The organism is Cupriavidus sp. 05N39 (assembly GCF_056397325.1).
On sequence record NZ_JBFTNE010000006.1, the window covers coordinates 80800 to 104118 of the forward strand.

At 68.5% G+C, this 23319-nt stretch carries 22 protein-coding genes and 1 pseudogene; 11 read left to right on the top strand and 12 right to left on the bottom strand.

What is annotated here, in order from left to right:
* Window positions 1-33 precede the first annotated feature (33 nt).
* Window positions 34-1794, bottom strand: coding sequence for an L-arabinonate dehydratase (gene araD, locus AC1DN0_RS04870; RefSeq protein WP_441626499.1), 1761 nt, complete (start codon window positions 1792-1794; stop codon window positions 34-36).
* 261 nt (window positions 1795-2055) lie between these two features.
* On the opposite strand from araD, the gene AC1DN0_RS04875 reads away from it, so the two are divergent.
* The 3 genes from AC1DN0_RS04875 to AC1DN0_RS04885 all read left to right on the top strand — a co-directional run bounded on the left by AC1DN0_RS04875 (window position 2056) and on the right by AC1DN0_RS04885 (window position 4646).
* A complete protein-coding gene (locus AC1DN0_RS04875; RefSeq protein WP_441626501.1) occupies window positions 2056-3108 on the top strand; it encodes a LacI family DNA-binding transcriptional regulator in 1053 nt (350 codons plus the stop codon).
* Window positions 3109-3280: 172 nt separating this feature from the next.
* Window positions 3281-4222, top strand: a complete 942-nt coding sequence (locus tag AC1DN0_RS04880; RefSeq protein ID WP_441626503.1) for a 2-hydroxyacid dehydrogenase — start codon at window positions 3281-3283, stop codon at window positions 4220-4222.
* A gap of 229 nt (window positions 4223-4451) precedes the next feature.
* Window positions 4452-4646 (top strand): DUF1059 domain-containing protein, encoded by a 195-nt coding sequence (locus tag AC1DN0_RS04885; protein ID WP_441626505.1) that lies wholly within the window; start codon window positions 4452-4454, stop codon window positions 4644-4646.
* Window positions 4647-4734: 88 nt separating this feature from the next.
* Here the strand turns inward: AC1DN0_RS04885 and AC1DN0_RS04890 are convergent, their stop codons facing one another.
* Both AC1DN0_RS04890 and AC1DN0_RS04895 read right to left on the bottom strand, forming a co-directional pair.
* Window positions 4735-5562 (bottom strand): tetratricopeptide repeat protein, encoded by an 828-nt coding sequence (locus AC1DN0_RS04890; RefSeq protein WP_441626507.1) that lies wholly within the window; start codon window positions 5560-5562, stop codon window positions 4735-4737.
* A 7-nt stretch (window positions 5563-5569) separates the two neighbouring features.
* Window positions 5570-7684: a bifunctional 2',3'-cyclic-nucleotide 2'-phosphodiesterase/3'-nucleotidase gene (locus AC1DN0_RS04895; RefSeq protein ID WP_441626509.1), complete on the bottom strand. Its 2115-nt coding sequence runs from the start codon at window positions 7682-7684 to the stop codon at window positions 5570-5572.
* Window positions 7685-7928: 244 nt separating this feature from the next.
* Between AC1DN0_RS04895 and modA the strand changes: the two genes are divergently transcribed.
* The 3 genes from modA to AC1DN0_RS04910 all read left to right on the top strand — a co-directional run bounded on the left by modA (window position 7929) and on the right by AC1DN0_RS04910 (window position 10234).
* Window positions 7929-8744 carry a molybdate ABC transporter substrate-binding protein gene (gene modA / locus AC1DN0_RS04900; RefSeq protein ID WP_441626574.1) on the top strand — a complete coding sequence of 272 codons (816 nt, stop codon included), beginning with the start codon at window positions 7929-7931 and terminating at the stop codon, window positions 8742-8744.
* A gap of 88 nt (window positions 8745-8832) precedes the next feature.
* Window positions 8833-9504 carry a molybdate ABC transporter permease subunit gene (gene modB, locus AC1DN0_RS04905; protein ID WP_441626577.1) on the top strand — a complete coding sequence of 224 codons (672 nt, stop codon included), beginning with the start codon at window positions 8833-8835 and terminating at the stop codon, window positions 9502-9504.
* Between the two features lie 7 nt (window positions 9505-9511).
* The gene (locus AC1DN0_RS04910) at window positions 9512-10234 is read left to right on the top strand and encodes an ATP-binding cassette domain-containing protein (protein WP_441626511.1); all 723 of its coding nucleotides are present in this window, start codon (window positions 9512-9514) and stop codon (window positions 10232-10234) included.
* Window positions 10235-10252: 18 nt separating this feature from the next.
* On the opposite strand, the gene AC1DN0_RS04915 is transcribed toward AC1DN0_RS04910, so the two are convergent.
* The 3 genes and pseudogenes from AC1DN0_RS04915 to AC1DN0_RS04925 form a co-directional block, all read right to left on the bottom strand.
* On the bottom strand, window positions 10253-10777 hold the full coding sequence (locus tag AC1DN0_RS04915; RefSeq protein WP_441626513.1) for a class IV adenylate cyclase: 525 nt from the start codon (window positions 10775-10777) through the stop codon (window positions 10253-10255).
* Window positions 10778-10809: 32 nt separating this feature from the next.
* On the bottom strand, window positions 10810-11409 hold the full coding sequence (locus AC1DN0_RS04920) for a LysE/ArgO family amino acid transporter (protein ID WP_441626515.1): 600 nt from the start codon (window positions 11407-11409) through the stop codon (window positions 10810-10812).
* A gap of 38 nt (window positions 11410-11447) precedes the next feature.
* A pseudogene (locus tag AC1DN0_RS04925) lies at window positions 11448-11582 on the bottom strand (SAM-dependent methyltransferase); the annotation flags it as partial.
* Window positions 11583-11679: 97 nt separating this feature from the next.
* Between AC1DN0_RS04925 and AC1DN0_RS04930 the strand changes: the two are divergent.
* Complete coding sequence (locus tag AC1DN0_RS04930; protein WP_477145575.1) at window positions 11680-12171, top strand: N-acetyltransferase family protein; 492 nt, start codon at window positions 11680-11682, stop codon at window positions 12169-12171.
* 12 nt (window positions 12172-12183) lie between these two features.
* Here AC1DN0_RS04930 and AC1DN0_RS04935 read toward each other — a convergent pair whose 3' ends face one another.
* The 4 genes from AC1DN0_RS04935 to AC1DN0_RS04950 form a co-directional block, all read right to left on the bottom strand.
* Window positions 12184-12978, bottom strand: a complete 795-nt coding sequence (locus tag AC1DN0_RS04935) for a TOBE domain-containing protein (protein ID WP_441626519.1) — start codon at window positions 12976-12978, stop codon at window positions 12184-12186.
* 95 nt (window positions 12979-13073) lie between these two features.
* The gene (locus tag AC1DN0_RS04940; RefSeq protein ID WP_441626521.1) at window positions 13074-13316 is read right to left on the bottom strand and encodes an RNA recognition motif domain-containing protein; all 243 of its coding nucleotides are present in this window, start codon (window positions 13314-13316) and stop codon (window positions 13074-13076) included.
* Between the two features lie 124 nt (window positions 13317-13440).
* Window positions 13441-14220: an enoyl-ACP reductase FabI gene (gene fabI, locus AC1DN0_RS04945; RefSeq protein ID WP_441626523.1), complete on the bottom strand. Its 780-nt coding sequence runs from the start codon at window positions 14218-14220 to the stop codon at window positions 13441-13443.
* Window positions 14221-14262: 42 nt separating this feature from the next.
* The gene (locus AC1DN0_RS04950; protein ID WP_477145576.1) at window positions 14263-16707 is read right to left on the bottom strand and encodes a DUF3141 domain-containing protein; all 2445 of its coding nucleotides are present in this window, start codon (window positions 16705-16707) and stop codon (window positions 14263-14265) included.
* Window positions 16708-16977: 270 nt separating this feature from the next.
* On the opposite strand from AC1DN0_RS04950, the gene AC1DN0_RS04955 reads away from it, so the two are divergent.
* Window positions 16978-17919, top strand: a complete 942-nt coding sequence (locus tag AC1DN0_RS04955) for a phosphate acetyltransferase (protein WP_441626527.1) — start codon at window positions 16978-16980, stop codon at window positions 17917-17919.
* Window positions 17920-17954: 35 nt separating this feature from the next.
* The gene (locus AC1DN0_RS04960) at window positions 17955-19181 is read left to right on the top strand and encodes an acetate/propionate family kinase (protein WP_441626529.1); all 1227 of its coding nucleotides are present in this window, start codon (window positions 17955-17957) and stop codon (window positions 19179-19181) included.
* 21 nt (window positions 19182-19202) lie between these two features.
* On the opposite strand, the gene AC1DN0_RS04965 is transcribed toward AC1DN0_RS04960, so the two are convergent.
* Both AC1DN0_RS04965 and AC1DN0_RS04970 read right to left on the bottom strand, forming a co-directional pair.
* Window positions 19203-20018, bottom strand: a complete 816-nt coding sequence (locus tag AC1DN0_RS04965; RefSeq protein ID WP_441626531.1) for a tyrosine-protein phosphatase — start codon at window positions 20016-20018, stop codon at window positions 19203-19205.
* Between the two features lie 34 nt (window positions 20019-20052).
* Complete coding sequence (locus AC1DN0_RS04970; RefSeq protein WP_441626579.1) at window positions 20053-20307, bottom strand: RNA-binding protein; 255 nt, start codon at window positions 20305-20307, stop codon at window positions 20053-20055.
* 379 nt (window positions 20308-20686) lie between these two features.
* On the opposite strand from AC1DN0_RS04970, the gene AC1DN0_RS04975 reads away from it, so the two are divergent.
* Both AC1DN0_RS04975 and AC1DN0_RS04980 read left to right on the top strand, forming a co-directional pair.
* Window positions 20687-22213 carry a DASS family sodium-coupled anion symporter gene (locus tag AC1DN0_RS04975; RefSeq protein WP_035869618.1) on the top strand — a complete coding sequence of 509 codons (1527 nt, stop codon included), beginning with the start codon at window positions 20687-20689 and terminating at the stop codon, window positions 22211-22213.
* Window positions 22214-22226: 13 nt separating this feature from the next.
* Entirely contained in the window at window positions 22227-23279 is a 1053-nt protein-coding gene (locus AC1DN0_RS04980) for an Ldh family oxidoreductase (protein ID WP_035869668.1), read from the top strand.
* Window positions 23280-23319: the final 40 nt, after the last annotated feature.

Below are 23319 nucleotides of genomic sequence, written 5' to 3' on the forward strand. Positions count from 1 at the left end.
GGGTCCACCCGGCTGCGAGACGGGCGCGGTGCTTCAATGGATCTCCGGCTCGCCGCCCTCCGCGGCATCGACCGGCTCCAGGAAATCGAAATCGCAACCCTTGTCCGCCTGGCTGACGTGGCGCAGGTAAAGCTTGCCGTAGCCGCGCTCGAATTTCGGCACTAGCGCCACCCACGCGGCGCGGCGGCGGGCCATTTCGTCGTCGCCGATCAGCAGGTTGAGTTTGCGGGCAGGGACATCGAGCTCGATCAGGTCGCCGTCGCGCACGAAGGCGAGCGGGCCACCCACATACGATTCCGGCGTTACGTGCAGCACGCAGGCACCATAGCTGGTGCCGCTCATGCGGGCGTCGGAAATGCGCACCATGTCGCGCACGCCTTGCTTGAGCAGCTTTTGCGGAATCGGCAACTGGCCCCATTCCGGCATGCCGGGCGCGCCTTGCGGGCCGGCGTTCTGCAGCACGATCACGCAGTTGGCGTCGATGTCGAGCCGCGGGTCGTCGATGCGCGCCGCCATGTCGTTGTAGTCGCGGAATACCACCGCGCGGCCGGTGTGCCGCAGCAGGTCCTGCCGCGCGGCAGGCGGCTTGATGACCGCGCCGTCCGGGGCAAGATTGCCGCGCAGCACGGCAAGGCCGTCGCCAGCCACCAGCGGATTGGCGCGCGGGCGGATCACGTCGTCGTTGAAGACGCGGGCGCCTTCAAGGTTCTCGCCAAGGGTGCGGCCGTCGACGGTAAGCGTGCCGGTATCGAGCAGATCGCCCATCTGCGCGAGCATCGCGCGCAGGCCGCCGGCATAGTAGAAATCTTCCATCAGGTACTGGCCCGAGGGACGCACATTGGCCAGCACCGGCGTGCAGCGCGCCAGTTCGTCATAGCGGTCCAGCGAGAGCGCATAGCCGGCGCGGCGCGCCAGCGCGATCAGGTGGACGATGGCGTTGGTGGAGCCCGACAGCGCCAGCGCGGTGCGCACGCCGTTGTCGATGGCGGCGGGCGTGACGATCTCGGAGGGCTTCAGGTCCTGCCACACCATCTCGACGATGCGCCGGCCCGACAGCGAAGCCATCTGCGCGTGGCGCGAATCGGGCGCGGGAATCGACGAGGCGCCGGACAAGCTCATGCCGATGGCTTCCACCACCGCCGTCATGGTCGACGCCGTGCCCATGGTCATGCAGTGGCCGGGCGATCGCGCGATGCCGTCTTCGATGCCCTGCCAGTCCTGCTCGGTGATATTGCCCGCGCGCAACTCAGCCCAGTACTTCCACGTATCCGAGCCGGAGCCCAGCGTGACGCCGTTCCAGTTGCCGCGCAGCATCGGCCCCGCCGGCACGAAGATCGCAGGCAGGTCCATCGCCAGCGCGCCCATCAGCAAGGCGGGCGTGGTCTTGTCGCAGCCGCCCAGCAGCACGCAGCCATCGGCCGGGTAGGAGCGCAGCAACTCCTCGGTCTCCATCGCCAGCAGGTTGCGGTAGAGCATGGTGGTGGGCTTCTGGAACGGTTCGGACAGGCTCATCGCCGGCATCTCCACCGGGAAGCCGCCGGCCTGCCAGATGCCGCGCTTGACCTCTTCGGCGCGCTGGCGGAAATGGCTGTGGCAGGGGTTGATGTCGCTCCACGTATTGATGATGGCGATGACCGGCTTGCCGGCATAGTCGGCGCGGTTGTAGCCCATCTGCGCGGTGCGCGAACGGTGGCCGAAGGCGCGCAGGTCGTGGGCGCCGTACCAGCGGTGGCTGCGCAGTTCCTCGGGGCGCTTGCGGGGCCGCGCATCCGGTGCGGGGGTGGCGGTGGGCATGGGTTGTCTCCTCTGATCGGTGGCGCCGTTGCGGCGTCTGTCTTTTTTGTTTTGCGTGAGCGTGCGGCAGCGGTGCCCGCGGTCCCCGGAGAAGACAGATGATAGCGCTGTCATTTGTCCCTCACAACGCATGCGTGCTCGGGGTAAACCCGTCGCGCAGGCGGGCACCGGTGCCCGCCGAGGGGCGACGGCGCTATCATGGCGCCCACGCCGCCGCACCGCGCGGCGGACCGGCAATTCCCGCATCCCTCTTCGAGCTCAATGGCCCCGCCTCGCAAGCCAACCACCCCTCGCACCGCGCCCGCCCCCGCTGCCGGCCGCGCCACCGGCAGCGTCACATTGGCCGACGTGGCCAAGATCGCCGGCGTCTCGCCGATCACCGTGTCGCGCGTGGTCAACCAGCCCGGGCTGGTCTCGGCGCGCACGGTAGCGCGCGTGCAGGAAGCCATCCAGCGCACCGGCTATGTGCCCAACCTGCTGGCCGGCGGCCTCGCCTCGCGGCGCAGCCGCCTGATCGCGGCCATCGTGCCGACCATCGCCAACTCGATCTTCGCCGATACCATCCAGGCGCTCACCGACCGTTTCTCGCAAGCGGGCTACCAGATGATGCTGGGCCTGTCGGGGTACGCCGCCACGCGCGAGCAGGACCTGCTGGCCGCCATCCTCTCGCGCCGCCCCGACGGCATCGTGCTGACCGGCATCGCGCACACCGCCGATACGCGCCGCCGCCTGCTGGCCGCGCGCGTGCCGGTAGTGGAGACCTGGGACATCACGCCCACGCCGATCGACATGCTGGTGGGTTTCTCGCACGAGAAGGTGGGGCAGACCGTGGCCGAATTCCTTTATGCGCGCGGCTACCGGCGGCCCGCCATCCTGTCCGCCAGCGACCAGCGCGCCGAGTCGCGCCGGCTTGGCTTTATCGATGCGCTGGCCCGCCACGGCATCACCGAGGTGCCGAGCAGCATCGTGCCGGCGCCGTCCAGCCTGGGGCTGGGCCGCGAGGGACTGGCGCGGCTGCTCGACGGCGGCGCGCAGCCCGATGTGGTGTTCTGCAGTTCCGACACGCTGGCGCAGGGCGCGCTGTCGGAAGCCCGCGCGCGCGGGCTGCAGGTGCCGGGCCAGCTCGCCGTGATGGGCTTCGGCGATCTGAACTTTGCCGCGCACACCTACCCGGCGCTGTCCACGGTGCGCATCGACGGCCCGGCCATCGGCCGCACCGCTGCCGAGTGCCTGCTCGCGCGCATCGACGGGCGCGAGGTGGGCGAACGCATCATCGACCTCGGCTTCGAAGTGATCCGGCGCGACAGCGCCTGAAGCCGGCTCGCTCCGCGCCCGGCGCTGCAGTGCCTTGCCGGAGACGTTATGATTGCGCTAGCATCGAACGCCGCAACGAGCGGGGACAGGCACCGCCCCCGGCCGACCGGCCTTGCGCCCTGCTCCGCGCACTCTTCCCGGATCCCGCACCCTTTCCTTCGCCTAGCCTCCCATGTCCCAAGTCTCGCTCGTCCAGATCGGCCCCCTTGCGCCGCAGATCAACTCCCGCCTGCGGGAGCAGTACCAGGCCGTCCCGCTGTGGGAACAGGCCGACCCGCTGGCATGGCTGCGCGAACATGCGCAGCAGGCGCGCGTGGCGGTGACGTCCGCCCGCCACGGCCTGACGGCCGATGCCATCGCCGCGATGCCCGGGCTCGAAGCCATCGTCAGCTTCGGCGTGGGCTATGACTCGATCGCGCTGGACGCGGCCCGCGCGCGCGGCATCCAGGTCAGCAACACGCCCGACGTGCTCAACGACTGCGTGGCCGACCTCGCCTTCGGCCTGCTGCTCGACGCCGCGCGTGGCATTGCCCACGGCGACCGCTACGTGCGCGCCGGCAAGTGGGGCCAAGAGAACTTCCCGCTGACCACGCGCGTGTCAGGCAAGAAGCTGGGCATCCTGGGCCTGGGCCGCATCGGCGAAAAAGTGGCGCAGCGCGCCGCCGGCTTCGGCATGGACATCGCGTACCACAACCGCCGCCCGCGCGCGGGCGCGCCGTGGCGCCACGAGCCGGACCTGAAGGCGCTGGCCGGCTGGGCCGATTTCCTGGCCGTGACCTGCGTGGGCGGGCCGGAAACCGAAGGGCTGGTATCGGCCGGCATCATCGAAGCGCTGGGGCCCAAGGGCATTCTCGTCAATGTCGCGCGCGGCAGCGTGGTGGACGAAGACGCCCTGGTGGCGGCATTGCGCGATGGCCGCCTGGGCGGCGCCGGGCTGGATGTGTTCCGCGACGAGCCGCGGGCGCCGCAGGCGCTGTTCGCGCTGGACAATGTCGTGCTGGCGCCGCACATGGCCAGTGGCACGCACGAGACCCGCGCCGCCATGTCCGGGCTGGTGTTCGAGAATCTCGATGCCTTTCTCGGCACCGGCAAGGTGATCACGCCGGTACTCTGACGGACCGATCCGGCTGGCGCGCCGCGGACATTCCGTGGCGCGGCGCGCGCCCTATACTGAATCAGGCGCCTGCCACCCCGGCGGCGCCACTCTTCCCCGCTTATCGAGGACAACGCCGCGCCAGGGCGCCGCACGGGGTAAGCGCCTGCACGGGGTGCCAGAAGCACCCTGCCCGATTGACCTGATTGACCTGATTGACCTGATTGACATACGCGTCAGGAGGCAAAGCATGGGACGCAAATATATCGATTGCCGCGAGTTTCCGAGTGAGTCGAAGTGCACGGTGGCTATCAGTGCGGACAGCGAGGAAGAACTGCTTGAAGTCGCTGCCCAGCATGCGGTGCAGGTGCATAAGCATGAGGACGGACCTGAGTTGCGGCAGATGCTGAAGAGCGCGTTTAAGGATGGGGCGCCCCCGGCGTGAGATCGGGGTGGGGTTGCGGTGCGTTCGCGGCCAGGAATGCGACACCGGCATACCGCGACAGCCCTCCGCGTACCCACCCCACGACCACTCACGGCTTCAACGCCGGATGCTTCAGCGCATGCGCAGTCTCCCCCAAGTGAGCGAGAAAACTCCCCTCATCCCGCTTCAACCCCAGCTCCCCATACCGATAGGCCATGGCCAGCGCCTGGATCGACTCGGGATGTTCCCGCTCGGCGGCAGATTCATACCATGCCACCGCGCGCCCCTCGTCACGCGGTACGCCCGCCCCTTCGCGATAGGCATTGGCTAGCATGAACATGGCCTGCGCCACGCCGGCATCGGCAGCCACCTCGAACCAGCGGGCAGCCGCGGCCGCATCGGGCGTGCGGCCGTAGCCGCCGCGGTGCAGCAGGCCCAGGTAATACGCGGCCCCGGCATTGCCAGCGGCGGCGGCGAACGCGAAATGCTGCCACGCAGCCGCGGCATCAGGCATGCCACCGGCACCACCGCCGTCCCCCAGGAAGGCCGCCTTGCCCAGCAGGAAATGCGCGCGCGCGTCCCCGGCCGCTGCCGCTTGCCGCAACCAGCCGACGCCCTCCCCCCGCAGCGCCGCATCCGCTCGCGCCAGCAGTGCCTCTCCCAGCGCGGTCTGTGCCGCCGCCTCCTTGCCTGCCGCGGCGCGGCGCAACGCCGCCAGCGCCTGCGCGTCGCCGGCCGGGCCGGCCAGCGTCTGCCACTGGGCCAGTTCCAGGCGCCGCGCGCTGGCGTGCTCGCGCCACGCCGACGCCCCGCCCACGCAACCTGCCGCCACCGTCACCGCCACCAGCGCGGCGGCGATCACCGGATGCACGCGGCGCTGACGGCGCCGGGGCGCGGGGCGCGCCGGCGTGATCGTTCCGTTCGCTATCGTGGTCATCGTTGCCTTACTGGTTGAGGTCAACGCTGTACAGCGACAGATTCTTGTTGGTGTCGTAGCCCGCCTGCTCCAGCGCGATATTGGCCAGCCCGGCTGCCTGCGCCTGCGCAAGCTGGTTGGCGGCGGAAGCGAACACCACCTTGCCGGCCGTGGCTACCTTGGTGAAGCGCCAGCTGCGCGCGGCGCCGTTGGCGGCGCGCGTGATCGCGCCAGCCTTCTTGATATACGCGATCAGCACGTCGCGGCTGGCGTCGGGCGAGCCATAGACCGTCTTGCTGCCGTCCAGGCCGGGAAAGTTGCCGCCGCCGCTGGCGCGGTAGTTGTTGGTGGCGACGATGAACTGCTGGCTGGCATCCAGCGGCACGCCCTTGTAGGCGAGGTTCTTGATGCGGCTGCCTTCGGGCTGCGTCACGTCGATCTCGTATTGCAGATCGGGCGAGGTGAACATGTCGAAGTTGTAGCCGGGGAAGCTGCTGATCAGCGGCTGGTCCGCCGTCTTCGCCGGGTCGATCTGGTTGAAGCGCTTGGCAGCCGTCTCCAGCCAGGCCTTGACACCGGTGCCGCTGACCTTCACCGCGTAGATGGTGTTGGGGTAGAGGTAGAGATCCGCGGCATTGTTGATGGCGAGGTTGCCGGACTGCACGTCCGTGAAGTCATTGCCGCCGCCGAAGCCGCTCTTGAACGGCGCCGACACCGACAGCACCGGCAGCGAGGCCAGCGCCGGCAGGTTGGCGGCGATATAGTCCTTCACGTAGGCGGCCTGCGCCTGGTTGACGATCTGGATCGCGCCGGGATCGCCCACGTCGGCGAAGTACGTGCTCATGCGGTAGTCGGTGGTGCCGATCGGCGTCTTCACGTAGGCGATGGTGGCCTGGTGCTCGGCCTCGACCGCCGCCGCCACGGTGGCATCGGGCGCCACATAGCTCTTGTCGGCGTTCTGGATCGAGCGCGCCTCCGCCGTGGTGGCGCTCTTGTCGACCACCCAGCGGGTGCCGTCATGCGCCAGCTGCAGCTTGATCACGCCAAGGCGGCGGCCCCAGTAGTCGGCCATCACGGTGGGCACGCCGTTGACGGTGCCGCGCACCTTGTCCACGCCGGGCAGGTTGAACTGCGCCACCGTGCTGGTGGCGTCCGGGAAGACCTGGTGCGAGTGGCCGATCAGCATGGCGTCTACGCCGGCTACCCTGGCAAGATGCCAGCTGCCGTTCTCCATCGCGGGTGAGTAGGCGGAGGCATCGAGCCCGCCGTGGGAGATCACCACCACCAGGTCGGCGCCCTTGGCGCGCATCTCGGGCACGAACTTCTCGGCGGTTTCCTTCACGCCTTCGGTGTAGACCTTGCCGTCGAGCCAGCGCTTGTCCCAGCTCATGATGGCCGGCGGCGCGAAGCCGATGATGCCGACCTTGACCGGCACCGTGACGGCCTTGCCGTCGGGGCCCGTGGCGGTGATCTGGCGGGTGATGATGGTGTAAGGCTGGAACAGCGGCGCGCGCGTGCGCACGCTGTACACGTTGGCCAGCACCTGCGGGAAGGCCGGGCCGGCGCACGGCGTCTGCACGGTCGGGTCCGGCAAGCCGTCGACGTTGAAGCGGTTGCCCGTGACCTGGTTCAGGTAGCCCAGCCCGTAGTTGAATTCGTGGTTGCCGATGCCGCCGCCGTCGAACTTCGCGGCGTTCATCACCTTGTACATGGCCAGCGTGTCGCCGCACTTGAGCGGGTTGACCTGGGCCTGGTAGTCCGCCAGCGCCGTGCCCTGGATGGTGTCGCCATTGTCCAGCAGCAGCGTGTTGGGAAATTCGGTGCGGGCCTGCTTGATCAGGGTCGCCACGCGCTCGAAGCCGAAAGATTTGTCCTCGGCCAGCTTGAAGTAGTCGTAGCTGCGCACATTGGTGTGCAGGTCGGTGGTTTCCAGCAGGGCCAGCGTGGCCTTGGTGCCAGCCGTGACGCTGCCGCCCTGCGGCGTGGCGCCCGTGCCGGCGGGGCTATCGTCGGAGCCGCAGGCGGCCAGCAGCGCGGTGGCGGCCACGGCGGCGGCTATGGCGGAAAGCCTGGAGACACCGGAGATCCGGGACGAAGCGATGACGGCACACGCTCGCGTGGCGACGGTCGGACTGCTGGTCATTTGTGGCTCCCTTCTTTCTTGTTGTGCCTGGAGCCGGACATTGTCCCGAGCGCAAATGGCAGCAGAGTGACGCGCGCATTACGCCGCTGTGACGGCGGGCGCGGACCGGAGCGAACCATTCACGATGCCCAGTCCTGACAGAACGTGTCATTGACGCCGCGTTATATACCGTCATATATTGCGCTTTTGGCAGGCGGCATTTGCCTGCCTGGCCTGCTATCCAACCGTCGCCACCACCATGCCCATGCAACTGCCCGCCACCCCGCTGCCTGCCCAGTCCCGCCTCCCGCGCGGCGCCCGCCGCACCGCCTCGCTGGCGGCCGGCCTGCTGCTGTCCGCCACGCTGGCGCTGTCCGCGCCCGCCGCCTTCGGCGCCGACCTGGTGGTATCCGCCGCGGCCAGCCTGACCAATGCCTTCAAGTCGCTCGCGGAATCCTACGAACGCGCCCACCCGCAGACCAAGGTGGTGCTCAATTTCGGCGCTTCCGACGTATTGATGCAGCAGATCGTCAATGGCGCGCCGGCCGACGTGTTTGCCTCGGCCGACCAGGACGCGATGAACAAGGCCGTGACCGAGCGCGTGGTGCAGCCCGCCTCGCGCCGCGATTTCGCCGCCAACCAGCTCGCGCTGATCCTGCCGGCGGACAGCAAGCTGGAAGTCAGCAAGCTGCAGGACCTGGGCCGCCCCGAATTCAAGCGGGTGGCTTTCGGCAACCCGGCATCGGTGCCGGTGGGCCGCTATACCAAGGGCGCACTGGAAGCGGCCGGCGTGTGGGATGCCGTGTCGGCCAAGGGCGTGATGGCGCAGAACGTGCGCCAGAGCCTGGACTACGTGGCGCGCGGCGAGGTGGATGCCGGCTTCGTGTTCGCCACCGATGCGGCCATCATGCCGGAGAAGGTCAAGGTGGCGCTGCGGGTGGCGACGCGCCAGCCGGTGACCTATCCGATCGCCGTCACTGCGAATTCGAAGCAGCCAGCGGAAGCCGCGGCGTTCCTCAGCTATGTGCTGTCGCCGGAAGGCCAGGCGGTGCTGGCCAAGTACGGATTCCTCAAGCCTTGAACCCTGAACCCTCGCGCGCCGCCGTCAACCCGAACTCACTGCACCGCCTGCCCGGCCTCGCCGGCGGGCGTCAATCCCGATGACCACCCTGGAAGCTGTCTGGGTACCGCTCTCGCTGTCGCTGAAGGTGGCAGGCTGGGCGACGGTGCTCAATGCCGTGCTCGGCGTGGGCGCGGCGTTTGCGCTGTCGCGCTGGCAATCGGCCGCGCGCGACGTGGTGGACGCCCTGCTGACGCTGCCGCTGGTGCTGCCGCCCACCGTGCTCGGCTACTACCTGCTGGTGCTGGTCGGGCGCCGTGGCGTCTTCGGCGAATGGCTCGGACGGCTCGGCATCGAACTGGTCTTTACCTGGCAAGGCGCGGTGGTGGCCTCCACCATCGTGGCGTTCCCGCTGGTGCTGAAGTCGGCGCGCGCCGCCTTCGAAGGCGTGGACGCCCAGCTTGAAGACGCCGCGCGCGTGCTCGGCACGCCGGAGGCCGGCATCTTCTTTCGCGTGACCTTGCCGCTGGCATCGCGCGGCATCATTGCCGGGGTGCTGCTGGCCTTCGCCCGCGCGCTGGGAGAATTCGGCGCGACGCTGATGGTGGCGGGCAACCTGCCCGGCCGCACGCAGACCTTGTCCGTTGCCATCTACGAGGCCGTGCAGGCCGGCGACGACAACACCGCCAACCTGCTGGTGCTGGTCACCTCTGTCACCTGCGTGGTGCTGCTGGTGGCTGCCGGCCGGCTGGTGCCGCCCACGCGCAAGGCGTTCCGGTAGATCCGCCATGACCATGCAAGTCACCGTACGCAAGCAGCTCGGTTCAGCGGACCGCCATTTCGCGCTGGATATCGCGTTTGACTCGGACAGCCGGCGCATCGCCCTGTTCGGGCCCTCGGGCGCCGGCAAGAGCCTGACGCTGCGGGCCATCGCCGGGTTGCTGACACCGGACAGCGGCCGCATCGTACTGAACGGCCGCACGCTGTTCGACAGCGAGGCACGCATCAATGTGCGCCCGCAGGAGCGGCGCGTGGCCTATCTGTTCCAGGACTACGCCCTGTTCCCGCATCTGACTGTCGCGCAGAACATCGCCTTCGGGCTGGCGCGCGGCTGGCGCAACCCGCGCCGCGGTGCCAGCCACCCGGAAGCCCGGCGCTGGATCGATGCCTTCGGCCTGGGCGCGATTACGGACAACTACCCCGGCGAAATCTCCGGTGGCCAGAAGCAGCGTGCCGCGCTGGCGCGCGCGCTGGTGGCGCAGCCGGATATCGTGCTGCTGGATGAACCCTTCTCCGCGCTGGACCCGGCGCTGCGCGTGCGCATGCGCGCCGAGCTGCGCGCGCTGCAGGCCAACCTGGAAGTACCGATGCTGGTGATCTCGCACGACCCCGACGACGTGGAAGCGCTCGGCGACCACGTGCTGGAAGTGCGCGAAGGCCGGATCTTCGGTGCGGCCCCGGTCAAGGGGCATCCGCAGGTGTACGCGCCGGCTTCCGCGCACGTCGTCTGAACGCGCCGGCGCGCGCGGCTAGTTCCCCGCGGCGGCCGCGCGCAGCAGATCCACGTAGGCCGTCTCGATCAATTGCCCTTGTGCGACGCCCAGCTTGCCCAGCAGCGCATGTGCCTCGGCCACGCCGGCTTCGGCGGGTTCCCCGTCCGCCAGCACCACCTCCAGTTCCAGAAAATCCCCCAGCCCCTCCACGCGGTCCAGATGCACCCGCGTGCGGCCCACCAGGAACAAGGCGCGGGCCTTGCGCACGCGCCCGTTCTCGCCCCAGGCCGCGGCCAGCGCCGCGCGCAGGGTGTCAGGCTCGGCGGCCGGCGAAATGATGTAGTGGCTCTCCTTCGGCCCGGCCTGGTCGGCACGCGCGTAGAAGATCAGCTGGCCCTCGCCGGACGGGAAGGCACGCAGCTTGAGCCGGCCGTTGGGACAGGCAAAAAAGGTATCGTCCTGCAAGATCAGCTCGGGGCCATGGTCGGCCAGCGGCGCCACCAGGGGCACCAGCGCCTCCAGGCTGGCGATATGCGCTTTGATCTCTATGTTTCTCGGCATGCGGTATTTCCGGTACGGGCGCTGTATGCCGCTCAGGACAACAGCAGCCTGGCGGCAATCACCCACATGGTAATGCCGATGACAATCTCCAGCACGCGCCATGCGGATGGTCTGGCGAACACCGGCCGGAGCAAGGCCGCGCCATAGCCGAGCGCGAAGAAGAAGAGGAAGGAGGCCACCACGGCGCCCGCCGCGAAGGCTTGCGTGTGGCCCGCGAACTGGGTCGATACGGAACCGATCAGCATCACCGTGTCGAGGTAGACATGGGGGTTGAGCCAGGTCAGCGCCAGGCATACCGCCAGCGTGGCAGCCAGCGGCCTGGGCTCGGCTTCGCTGGGCGCGAGTACGCCGGACGTACGCCACGCCGTCCAGAAACTGCGCGCGCCGTACCACAGCAGGAAAGCCGCGCCGCCGTAGCGCATGGCGTCGCCCAGCCAGGGCAGCTTGCGCATCAGCACCGAAAACCCCGACACGCCCATCAGGATCAGCGCGGCATCGGACATGGCGCACACCAGGCAAACCCAGAATACATGCTCGCGGCGCAGGCCCTGGCGCAGCACGAAGGCATTCTGCGAACCGATGGCAAGGATCAGCGACAGGCCGAGGCTAAACCCCGCAATGGCAGCGTCCATGCTCAACCCCTCGCAGCGGCCACCAGGCCCGACATCGGCAGCGTCATTTCCTCCGGGAACTGCGTGCATCCGCCGGCGCGGAAGAAGGCCGCCTGGGCGCCCTTGTGGCTGTTGTGGGCTACCGAGGAGGTATTCCACGGCAACCGGTTTGCTTCGTGCAGATTCCTGTGCATCGTTGGTTTGTTTATTGTGCTTTTGATGTTTCTGGTTTTCTTGCGTCGGCTGGCTGCCGCGTGGTCTTCACGCGGCAGCCCGGCTATCCTTGCGGGCATGCACACACCATCCTCAAGCCCGCAGATCCGGCGCGCCGGCCCGTCCGATGCCCTGGCCGTCGCCACCATCCTCACCGAAACCTATCTCACCACGTGGCAGCCGCAGCTCACGCCCGAGGCGGCAATGGGCTTCGCCCAGGGCGACAAGATCGGCGATTATGTCCGTAGCCGGCTGGCAGGGTTCCACCTCGCCTGCGTGGACGGCACGGTGGCCGGCATGGTGGACTGGGAGAACGACTTCGTCTGGGCGCTGCATGTGTCGCCACGCTGGCAGGCACGCGGACTGGGCAGCGCGCTGCTGGCGCACGCGGAAGCCGCGATGGCAGCGGCGGGTCATCGGCAGGCCAGGCTCGAGACGGATGCATTCAACGTGGGGAGCCGTGCCTTCTACCAGCGCCACGGCTATGCCGAGGTGGAATTCTACCCCGACGAAAGCTGGCACAGCGGCTTCACCACAGTACTGCTGAGCAAGCCGCTGGATCCCGCCTGACGCGCGCAGGGCTCAGCCCATGATGCCGAGAATCACGCTCGACGCCTTGAAGATGGCAAGCGCGCGGCTGCCATCGGACAGCCCCAGCGCGCTAACGCTCTCGTTGGTGACGACGGCCACCACGGTGCCGCCGCCGTCCAGTTCAAGCGCCACCTCGGCATTGACGGCGCCAGGCAGCACCCGGCTCACCGCGCCCGGCAACTGGTTGCGCGCCGACAGCCGCAGCGTGGGGTCGGGCAGCCCGAGCAGGACCGATGAAGCCTTGATCAGGGCAAAGGCTTCGATGCCTGGCGCGAGGCCCAGCGTCTCCACGCTCTCATGGGTGATGGTGGCAACCACCTGCTGGCCGCCCGCGAGCGCCAGCGTGACCTCGTCGTTGACGGCACCGCCGCGGATCGCCGCGACGGTGCCGAACAGCTTGTTGCGGGCACTCGTCCTGACCATGAAGCGCCGCATCAGGTGCAGGTCATCCTGCGCGGTCTCGCCGAGGTGGCCAAGGTGGGCGATAAAGCGCTGGTGCTCCTGCTCCAGCGCGCGGTAGGTGCGGATCAGGCTGGCGGCGCGCTCCGTGAGCACCGTGCCGCCACCGCCCTTGCCACCGGCTGCGCGCACCACCAGCGGCTCGCCGGCGCTGTTGTTCATCGCGTCGATGGCGTCCCAGGCGGCCTTGTAGCTCAGGCCGACCGCCTTGGCCGCCGCCGTGATCGAGCCATGCTCGCCGATCGCGGCCAGCAGGGCGATACGCTCGCGGCCACCCCAGTCCTGGGAGCCTGAGCGGAACCAGATCGCACCGTCGAGTTCGAGCATGCGGGAGAGCGCTACCCCGTGGGAGCGCAGCAGAGTGGCAGAAGCCGCTAATCTTAATGCAAAGGCCCGCGGGCGGCGCCAGGCGGCGTTCTGCGTCAGCCCTGGTGGGCGGGGATGTACCAGCGCATCATGCTGCCGGCGAAATACTGGCGATCGAGCTGGCGCAGCAGGCGCCACGCGGTAAAGGGATCGACATCCAGGTTGACCCAGGCCCACGGATGATCCGGATCGCCCTCGCGCACCAGCTCCACGGACTTGACCGGCGCGTAGGGCGCCAGCTTGTCGCGCAGCATCTGTTCGGTCACATCGCGGTGGAGGCCCCGGATGAGTACCTTCATGTCTGGCTCCAGATATGAGGCAGCGCGCACGTGGCGGGCGGCACAGGCCTCCGTTGTTTAGCTCATTGTAGGCGGCCCGTGGCAGGTCGTGGCCAGCCCACGGGGCATTGGTCCGGCCGGCGCCTCAGCCCATGATGTGCACGCCGCCGTCGACGTAGACCGTGTTGCCGGAAATCCGCCGCGCGTAGGGCGTGGCGAGGTAGGCGGTGGCAAAGCCCACATCCATGATGTCGACCAGCTCGCCCACCGGGGCCCGGCCCGCGGCGTCCGCCAGCAATTGCCCGAAATCCTTGAGACCGGATGCAGCGCGGGTCTTTAGCGGTCCCGGCGAGATGGCGTGCACGCGAATGCCGCGCGGACCCAGTTCGTGCGCCAGGTAGCGGCACGAAGCCTCTAGCGCGGCCTTGACCGGCCCCATCAGGTTGTAGTTGGGCACCACCCGGTTGGCGCCCTCGTAGCTCATCGCGAACAGGCTGCCGCCCGCGCTCATCAGCGGCGCCGCGCGCCGGGCCAGGCGCACGAAGGAATGGCAGGACACATCCATGGCGCGCGCGAAGCCGTCTGCGGACGAGTTCAGCAATCCGCCCTGCAGGTCGGCCTTGGGCGCGAAGGCGATCGAGTGCACCATCGCGTCAAGCCGGCCCCATTGCTGCGCGATGCGCTCGAACAGTGCCTGCTCCTGCGCGGCGACCTCCACGTCGAGCGGCATCAGGATCGTCGCGCCCACCGCTTCGGCAAGCGGCGCCACATGCGGATAGGCCTTGTCGTTGAGATAGGTGATCGCCAGTTCGGCGCCCAGTTCGCGAAAAGCCCGCGCGCAGCCCCACGCGATGGACTCGGCATTGGCCACGCCGACCACCAGCACGCGCGCGCCCAGCAATGGAGGATTGGGTACTTGCACCATGATGTCCCTCGCTCTCAGTCAATGCGCGCCACCGGCGCTGGCTTAACTTCCCTTTTTGCCGCCGCGCCGCGGCAAGGCCTTGACGGTTCTTGCCGGCCTGGCGGCGCCGGCCGCGCCGGCGCTTGCCTTGCGCGCACGTGCCGCGGCCTCGGGCGATGCCGGCTTGCGCACCGCGCGCGGGGCTGCGACTGCTGCCGGATCCTCCGGCGCAAGCGGCAAAGCCGGAGAAACCGGGGAAGCAACGGGCGCCACGGCGGGCGCGGCCTCCGCCGCCGCCTGCCGCAGCGTATGGTCGGTGCCCATCACGCTCGCCACCTCGCGATAGCGTGCCAGGCGGCCGCCATCGAGCGGTCCGGCTACGGTAAGGATGCGGTGGATCGCCATCATGATGCGATGGCGCTGCGTGCTGTCCGGCACCAGGAGCGGCAACGCGGCCACCGCGCGCCCGGCATCGAGGCCGACGATAAAGCTCTGCCGCCTGACCGCGGCCTTGACCGTGGCAATGTCCGGTTGCTGCTGCAGGTGCTCGCGCGCCATCTGCCGCATGAGGTTGAACGGACGCTCCTCGATACTGGCGTTTTCGTCCGCCACATAGGCCAGGATGCGCATGAAGGCGTCCAGCGCAGTGCCCTGCGCAATCCCGGCTTCCGCCTCATGGATGCGCCGCGCGGCCAGTTCCTGTCGCAGCGCCGCGCTCAGCGGCGGCGGGCCGCGCTTTTCGGCGCCCGGCGAGAAGCCGACCAGCGCGGAGAGCCACGGCGACTGGTAGAGCGCTTCGAAGGTCTGCTCGTAAAGGGCATCGCGCTGGTCGCGCCAGGCGTCGAGCGTGCGCACGATGGTGTCGGAGACCGCACGCTCCAGCGTGACGAAGGGATTGTCCGGCGCCACCGGCTGCCGAGCCTCGCGCACCGCCGGGGCGAAGGCGGCGAGCCACGCCATCCACGGATTCGCGTCCGACACCAGCGAGCGCTCGAGACGGGCCGGATGCATCTGCCGCATGGTGTACGCGCCCAGTTCGTTGGACATGGCCTGCATCGCCGGCGAGGCGAACGTGTCGTAGAGGCGCTGGTTGATCTCGGCCACGCGCCGCACCACCTCGAAGGGGCGCTCGTCGTCGCGCCCATCGTCCAGCGCCAGGATATCGTCGATGGTACGGCGCTCGAAGCGCATCAGGTAGCGCCCTTCGATCAGATCCAGGTGCGAGGTGCCGGGCGCGATGTCCTCGATGCGCGCTTCGTACAGGCCGGGCGGCAGCACATCGATCAGGTCGAGCGCGGAGAACAGCTCCGTGTGCTCGCGGTTGGCCACGCCGGCCGAGACGAAGATGCCGAGATGCCCGACCTTCTCGTGCAGGCAGTAGACGATGACCTGGTCGTTGGCGACGATCTCGTCGACGCTGGCGTAGAGATCGGGAATCCAGTTCAGCGCCTGCTGCGGCGGCGTGATGTTGTCTCCCCAGGAGGCAAAGACCACGATGGGCGAGCGCACATTGCGCAGGTCCACCGCGACGCTGCCGTCCGCGCTGCGCACCTCGCCGGCGGTGAGATGATTGCCGACGAACAGGTTCTGCACGATCCAGTCGATCTCGGCGCGGTTGAGCAGGAAGTGGCCGCCCCACCAGCGCTCGAACTCCAGGAAGCGCTCGCGCTCGGTATCGACCCGCGCGTAGACGTCGTAGAGCTTTTTCCAGTAGGTGTTGGACGGATTGAGCTGCTCGAAATTCTGTACCAGCCACGCCCCGTCGAAACGGCCGTTGCCCAGATCGGCGGTAAAGGACGACAGCCACGAACCGCCCAGCAGGCCACCGCTATAGCGCATCGGGTTGCGCCCGCGCACGCCGGACCAGTAGGCCAGCGGCGAGCCCGCCAGCAGGATSGGGCCGACCAGKTCSGGCGCGGCGGCCGCGAGCATCATCAGTGCCCAGCCGCCCTGGCAGTTGCCGATCACGAACGGCTTGCCCTGCGCCCGCGGGTGGCGCTCGGCCACGGTGAGCAGGAACAGGGCCTCCGCGCGCGCCACGCATTCGATGGTCTGGCCGGGGCATGGCACGGGGAAAAAGGTGACAAAGTAGCAGGGATGGCCGCTGCGCAGCGCGATGCCGATCTCGCTGTCGATCTTGAAGCCACCGATGCCGGGACCATGTCCGGCGCGCGGGTCGATCACCACGAAGGGCCGCTTGGTGTCGTCGGTGGCCATGCCCGGCGGCGGCAGGATGCGCAGCAAGGCGTAGTTGGCGGGCTGCTCCAGCGTGCGCCCGTCGATCACCACCTCGTGCTCGAAGACCAGCACCGGCGGCATGCCTTCGCGTTCGTGCTCGAAAGTCTGGTTGCCGCGCTCGCGCAGGATATCGAGCAACAGGATGGCGCGCTGCCAGGCATCGAGCGTGTAGGAAAACGCATCGGACAAGAGCGGCGGCATGTCGCTGGCGGACGGCAACTGGCCGGCGGCAGCGGTGCCGGATTGGGTGGCGGGTACACGTGCGTTCACTCGGCTTCCCCTCTTCGGTGTGGCGTTGGAGGCAGGCAATTCCAGCGCGGCGGCATGGAATTGCTGCCATGCAGCACGACGCAATCTACCAGTCCTCACCCAGCTTGACAACCCGCTGCATGGGCGGATCGGTAGTGCCATGACCCAACACAAGCCGCGACGCAGCTGTCACCGTGCTGCCGGAAACATGGCCTATACTTGGCTTTGTTTTTGCGCGACGCAGCATGTCCGCCGCGCCGCTGCACCGCAACCCGACGCACTGGAAAGCCGATGACCCAGACTCTCGACAAGTACGCCGTCCTGCTGTCCCGCTGCCAAGACCTGCCAGCCATTCCCACCGCGGTGGCGCATCCCTGCGACGCCTCGTCGCTCGGCGGCGCGCTGGAGGCCGCGCGCCTCGGCCTGATCGTGCCGCTGCTGGTCGGGCCCCAGGCCCGCATCCGCCAGGTAGCTGACGCCAACGCGCTGGACCTGGGCGACGCCGTGCTGATCGACGCGCCACACAGCCACGCCGCCGCCGCGCGCGCCGTCGCGGCAATACGCGCCGGCGAGGCGGAGCTGCTGATGAAGGGCAGCCTGCACACCGACGAACTGCTGCAGGAAGTCACCGCCGCGGCAACGGGGCTGCGGACCGGCCGCCGCCTCTCGCATGTCTTTGCGATGGACGTGCCGACCTATCACAAGCCGCTGTTCATCACCGACGCCGCGGTCAATATCTTTCCCAACCTCAACGACAAGGCCGATATCTGCCGCAACGCGATCGACCTGCTGCGCGTGCTGGACATCGAGCGGCCCAAGGTGGCGATCCTGTCGGCGGTGGAAACCGTGACCGACAAGATCCCCTCCACCATCGACGCTGCCGCGCTGTGCATGATGAGCCGGCGCGGCCAGATCGAAGGCGGCATCCTCGATGGCCCGCTGGCCTTCGACAATGCCATCAGCCGCGAAGCCGCCGTTACCAAGGGCATCGTCTCCGAGGTGGCGGGCGACCCCGACATCCTGCTGGTGCCCGATCTCGAAGCCGGCAATATGCTGGCCAAGCAGCTCACCTTCCTGGCCGGCGCCGAGGCGGCCGGCATCGTGCTGGGCGCGCGCGTGCCGATCATCCTCACCAGCCGCGCCGACACCGTGCGCGCGCGCATCGCCAGTTGCGCGATTGCCGTGCTGCTGGCGCATGCGCGCCGCACCGTCGGGACGCCCACGGCGATCTGAGCGTCCAACCATTCCTTTGCACAGGAGATGCCCGCGTGAGTGTCACCCACCCCACCATCCTGGTCGTCAACGCCGGCTCGTCGAGCGTCAAGGTCTCCGTCTATGCGGTGCCCGATGCCGCGCACGCCAACACCGACATCAACCCGGTGCTCAGCGCGCACGGGCAGATCGAAGGCATCGGCGTCTCGCCCCGCCTGACCGCGAAGATGGCGGACGGCCGCGTGGTAGCCGACGAACGCTTCCCGGTGGACCAGGTCGCCGATCACGACGCGGCCTTCCGCCTGATCCGGCTGGTGCTCAGCATCGGCCTGCGCGACGCGCCGCCAGTGGCGATCGGCCATCGCGTGGTCCACGGCGGCGCGGATTTTTCCGCGGCGGTGAAGATCGATGACGAAGTGATCGGCAAGCTCGAAGCGCTGGTGCCGCTGGCGCCGCTGCATCAACCGCACAACCTGACGGCGATCCGCGCGGTGCGCGCCGCCGCGCCGTCGCTGCTGCAGGTGGCCTGCTTCGACACCGCCTTCCACGCCGGGCACGATACGCTGGCGCAACTGCTGGCGCTGCCCTACGAATACTTCGAGCGCGGCATCCGCCGCTACGGATTCCATGGCCTGTCCTACGAATACATCGCGCGCCGCCTGCAGCAGGTAGCGCCCGACCTGGCCGCCGGCCGCGTGATCGTGGCGCACCTGGGCAACGGCGCCAGCCTGTGCGCCATGCGCGAGGGGCGCAGCGTGGAATCCACCATGGGCCTGACCGCGCTCGACGGCCTGCCGATGGGCACGCGCTGCGGCGCCATCGATGCCGGCGCCATCCTGTGGCTGTCGCAGCAAGGCATGAGCACCAAGGACATCGAGACCATGCTGTACCAGGAATCGGGGCTCAAGGGCTTGTCGGGCATCAGCAGCGATATGCGCGCACTGCTGGACAGCGACACGCCGCGCGCGCGCCTGGCCATCGATTTCTATGCGTACCGTGCGGCGCAGGAGATCGGCAAGCTCGCCACCACGCTGGGCGGCCTCGACGCGCTGGTGTTCACCGCCGGTATCGGCGCGAACTCACCGCCGGTGCGCGAGAAGATCTGCGCGCGGCTGGCGGACCTGTTCGGCATCGGCCTGGACGCCGGCGCGAACGGCGAGAACCGGCAACGCATCAGCCGCGATAACAGCCGTGTGCCGGTGCTGGTGCTGCCCACCGACGAGGAGGGCATGATCGCGCTGAATACCGCGCGGATCATGAAGGAGCAAGGCGTGGGGACGTAGCGCCTCCGCGCCGGGAACGCGCTACGCCCGCACCAGGTACGCCCGGCGCAACCGCTCCGCATCCACTTTGAGCACCTCGCCCAGGTACGCGTCGATGCCGCCGTATTCCTGCTCGATGGCCTGCATGGAAGCTTCCAGGTAAGACGCCTTCACCTCCAGCAACGGCCACATCACCGCGGGATCGACGCCGAACTGCGCCGCGCCGGCGCTCATCTTCTGGTTGAAGCCCTGGTTCCGGTGATTCGACTCCAGGTAGTTGGCCATGATGGTATCGCGCTCCACGCCCAGGCCCGCCAGCAACAACAGCGAGGCAAAGCCGGTGCGGTCCTTGCCCGCGGTGCAGTGGTACAGCAGGTTGCCGCCCTGCTCCGCGAGCTTCAGGAAGCCGCCGAAGGCAGCCTGGTACTTGCGCGGAAAATCGCCGTAGACCTCCAGCATGAAGGCCTCCGTCTGCGCCGCGCTGCCTTCGCGCAGGCGCGGCATCAGTTCGGCCATCGACATGCTGCCCTCCAGCACCGGCGTGGCTACCCAGCGGAAGGCCTGGCCGAAGGGGCTCTCCGCCGCCGACTTTTCTCCGGGCGAACGGAAATCGATCACCGCGTCCAGTTGCAAGGCGCGCAGCCGCTCCATGTCGGCGGCGCTGGCCAGGCCCGGGTTGCCGCTGCGAAACAGCTTGCCGGCGCGCACGCGGTGGCCGTCCCGCGTGGGAAGGCCGCCGAGATCGCGGATATTGACAACGTTTTCCAGCACCAGCGGTGCGGTGCCGGGCACGCCGGTACCTAGTGATGGCGCGTCCGCCATGATGGCGTGGCGGCGCCACGCGAACAATCCCTGCATTGTTTCCCTGCCCTGTGGTTGGGTTGCGCGCGTCTCATCGCGCGCGATAGGCCGGCACATGCCAGCGCGTATGGCAGCCAGCAATATAACGGCGATCGAGCATTGCCACCAGTTTCCACACGCTCATCGGGTCCACATCGTCCAGGTCCAGGTCGACCCAGGCCCAGGGATGTGAGCCATCGCCCTCACAGATCAGCTCGACGTCCTTGACGCTCACGTAAGCGGCCAGCGCTTCACGCAGCCTGGCTGCGTCGACTCCGGCATGTAGCCCTCTCACCAAAACCTTCATCATGTGCTCCATTTTTTTCAGATCACCGCGCAGGCGGGCGTTACGCCCGCGGGACACCGCCCGCCAGCCCTTGTACTGCAACGATCTGAAAGTAGGACCCCACCGCACACGGTAATTTCCCGGCGCGAGCCCTCTCCTTGATCCTGATCATGCGAGCCGTGATCCGGCCTCGACATACGCTGTTGGCCGGCACGATAATTTCCCCATGTCGAACGCTGCAACCCGGCCAAAAGCCGGCCTGCGCATCCGCCAGTCTTCACGGAAGACCGAACGAACGACGCCGCCATCAAGCCAGTCACCGGCTAGCATTCTTGCCCGCGCGTGACGTCCGCCATCCCGTGTTGAGCCAACGATCAACAAGACAACCCAAGGGAAAGCGATGACAGACTCTCGCACTCCGACCCAGACCGTCCCCTCCGCCCCCGGCGTGCCCGCCACGCCGCAAGCCACGCCGAAGAAGCAGACACCATGGGGGCTCTACGCCGCCGCCGTGGTGCTGATCGGCATCCTTGCCCTGCCGCTGCCCGCGGACCTGCCGGTGGCGGGCCATCGCATGCTGGCTATCCTCGCCTTCGCCATCGTGGTGTGGATCACCGAAGCGGTCTCCTACGAAGCCAGCGCCATCATGATCACGTCGCTGATGGCCGCGCTGATCGGCTTCGCGCCCACGGTGACGGACCCGTCCACGCAATACGGCACATCGCGCGCCCTCGGCATGGCGCTGGCCGGCTTCTCCAATACCGCGCTGGCGCTGGTTGCCGCCGCGCTGTTCATCTCGGCGGCCATGACCGTGACCGGGCTTGACCGGCGCATCGCGCTGGTGACGCTGTCGGCCATCGGCACCAGCACCCGGCGCATCCTGATCGGCAGCATCGCGGTGACCATCCTGCTGTCGCTGGTGGTGCCGAGCGCCACCGCGCGCAGCGCCTGCGTGGTGCCGATCATGATGGGCATCATCGCGGCCTTCGGGGTCGACAAGAAATCGAACATCGCCGCCGGCATCATGATCACGGTGGCCATGGCCACCAGCATCTGGAACGTCGGCATCCAGACCGCCGCCGCGCAGAACCTGCTGACGGTCGGCTTCATGGACAAGCTGCTGGGCGAGCGCATCACCTGGCTGCAATGGCTGATCGCCGGCGCGCCGTGGGCCGTCGCGATGTCGGTGGTGCTGTATTTCCTGGTGCGCTTCCTGCTGCCTGCCGAGACCGAAGCCATCCCCGGCGGCAAGGAAGCCGTGCAAAAGGAACTAGCCGGGCTGGGCCCGATGACCGGCCCGCAGAAGCGGCTCGCCGCGGTGTCCATCGGGCTGCTCCTGTTCTGGGCCACGGAAGGCAAGCTGCATCAGTTCGACACCGCCACCGTCACCTTCGTCGGCCTGGTGATCCTGATGATGCCGCGCATCGGCGTGATGGACTGGAAGACCATGCAGCAGCGCACGCCGTGGGGCACGCTGATCGTGTTCGGCGTGGGCATCAGCCTGGGCACCGCGCTGCTCACCACGCAGGCCGGACAATGGCTGGGCAAGTTCGTGGTGACGCACTCCGGGCTCGCCACGCAGGGGCCGATCCTGGTGTTCGCGATCCTTGCGGCCTTCCTGATCCTGATCCACCTGGGCTTTGCCAGCGCCACCGCGCTCACCGCCGCGCTGCTGCCGATCCTGATCTCGGTGCTGCAGACGCTGCCAGGCGATATCAACAAGATCGGGCTGACAATGCTGCTCGGCTTCACTGTGAGCTTCGGCTTTATCCTCCCGATCAACGCGCCGCAGAACATGGTGTGCCTGGGCACGGACACCTTCAACGGCAAGCAGTTCGCCAGGGTCGGCATTCCCGTCACGCTGATCGGCTACGCCATGATGCTGCTGTTCGCCGCCACCTACTGGCGCTGGCTGGGCTGGATCTGAAGGGACGGGACGCATGACGAAAATCACACTGCAATCCGCCCTCCAGCTCGCCCGCGACCTGCTGGCAGCGCAGGGCGTGCCGGCCGATATCGCCGACGACGTGGCCGAACACCTGGTCGAAGCCGACCGCTGCGGCTATACCAGCCACGGCCTGTCGATCCTGCCCAACTACCGGCGCTCGCTCGCAGGCGGCAACGTCAACCCCGCCGGCCGCGCCGAATGCGTGCTCGACCGTGGCAGCCTGCTGGTGTTCGACGGCAACGGCGGCTTCGGCCAGCACGTGGGCAAGACCGTCATCGAGACCGCGATCGAACGGGTGCGCCAGCACGGCCACTGCATCGTCACGCTGCGCCGCTCGCACCATCTCGGCCGCATGGGCCACTTCGGCGAGATGGTGGCGAAGGAACGCTTCGTGCTGCTGAGCTTCACCAACGTGATCAACCGCGCGCCGGCAGTGGCGCCCTATGGCGGCCGCGCGGCGCGGCTGACCACCAACCCGCTGTGCTTCGCCGGGCCCATGCCCAACGGCCGCCCGCCGCTGGTGGTAGATATCGCCACCAGCGCGATCGCCATCAACAAGGCGCGCGTGCTGGCGGAGAAGGGCGAGCCCGCGCCGGAAAACAGCATCATCGATGCCGACGGCAACCCCACCACCGATGCCTCCACCATGTTCGGCGAGCATCCGGGCGCGCTGCTGCCCTTCGGCGGACACAAGGGCTATGCGCTGGGCGTGGTGGCCGAGCTGCTCGCTGGCGTACTCTCCGGCGGCGGCACCATCCAGCCGGAAAACCCGCGCGGCGGCGTGGCCACCAACAATATGTTCGCGGTGCTGATGAATCCGGAACTGGACCTGGGGCTGAGCTGGCAGAGCGCCGAGGTGGAGGCGTTCGTCAATTACCTGCACGACACGCCGCCCGCTCCCGGCTTCGGCGGCGTGCAATATCCCGGCGAGTTCGAAGCCGCCAACCGGGCGCTCACCACCACGCACCTGGAGGTCAACCCGGCGATCTGGCGCAACCTGGAGACGCTGGCGAAGGAACTGGGCGTGACGCTGCCGGCGGGCTGATTCCGGCACCGGGCTGGTGCCGGGCCGGTGCTGGCACAAT